Annotated in this window: 2 protein-coding genes; both read right to left on the bottom strand. The window is 37.7% G+C overall.

Annotated elements, in window-relative coordinates; all coding sequences use genetic code 11:
* Positions 1–172: 172 nt before the first annotated feature.
* Positions 173–520 (bottom strand): transposase, encoded by a 348-nt coding sequence (locus H1X92_RS00510; protein WP_180558373.1) that lies wholly within the window; start codon positions 518–520, stop codon positions 173–175.
* Positions 444–782 carry an IS630 transposase-related protein gene (locus H1X92_RS00505; protein WP_225507822.1) on the bottom strand — a complete coding sequence of 113 codons (339 nt, stop codon included), beginning with the start codon at positions 780–782 and terminating at the stop codon, positions 444–446. The genes H1X92_RS00510 and H1X92_RS00505 overlap by 77 nt, the downstream gene beginning before the upstream one ends.
* Between the last annotated feature and the right edge of the window lie 176 nt (positions 783–958).

Below are 958 nucleotides of genomic sequence, written 5' to 3'. Positions count from 1 at the left end.
CACGAGTTTCGCACGGGCATATAAAATTCTAGAAATGGCTTCAAAACAATGATTAATCTTTAACTTACTAAGACGTATAAATTCACTTAAATTACAATAAGTTGTTTTTAATTTATGAGATTTTTTCTATTTATATATTATGCTGAATTAAACTTAAAAATAGAGCGTTTTCTTATTGGTGCGAAACTCGTAGACTATTAATATTTCCGTCAAATAACGTTACCGTCAGTAATGTTGTTCCTAGGAGAGCGCCAATGGCGTTAGTTCGTCCTTTAGCTAACCAATCCTTACAACCATAACAGGGTTGGCCTTTCGGAGAATAGCCATGATTGCGTGGGAGATCATAAGAAAATCCACTTTCATCAATGAAGACGAGCGGTTTTTCTTGTTCTCGATAAGTTTCTACTTTTTGACGAAACGATTTTCGTAAATTTTCATCTGCCTTAGGGTGGCTGAATGTTTTTTTTATAGGTAATGGACAATTTTTTAAGAGCTTGCCAAATCGCTTTTTGACAAACACCAAAGCGAATGGCTCGCTCCCTTTGATAAGCATCCGGATATTGTCTAACATCTTTTTCTAATGCGGATTTATCAATCTTTCTACTACGGGAAGCTGCAGGTTTAGGTTTAATTTGCTTAATCCAGCGTGATACAGTGGCAGAACCTATACAAAAGCGCTTAGCGGTTTCTCTAATACTTAAACCTTTGTCTTTTTTTATCGGAACGAAGCAGCTACGCTGCAAATCGATAACCTGCCACACTGTGAGCTGATACCTAGTCATAAAACGCGCGGTAATCTATTGTGATTGCATCTTAATTTCTAAGTAATCCATTTTCGCCTATCAACTAAAAATGCCTCACAGAAAGATTAAGGGAGCTTTAGAACATAAGCACGCCTTTGGCGTGAGCATCGCGGCAAAGGCGCTCTATTTCTAGGCAATTCCCTTCTCGTCCTTTA

The sequence above is a fragment of the Arsenophonus endosymbiont of Apis mellifera genome (assembly GCF_903968575.1).
Lineage (GTDB): Bacteria > Pseudomonadota > Gammaproteobacteria > Enterobacterales > Enterobacteriaceae > Arsenophonus > Arsenophonus apicola.
The sequence above is the reverse complement of the archived record's forward strand: the minus strand, read 5'-3'. Positions and strand labels throughout refer to the sequence as shown.

What these genes read in the sequence shown, in the direction of transcription:
- H1X92_RS00505 (WP_225507822.1), bottom strand. Translation starts at nt 782, where the DNA reads ATGACTAGGTATCAGCTCACAGTGTGGCAGGTTATCGATTTGCAGCGT.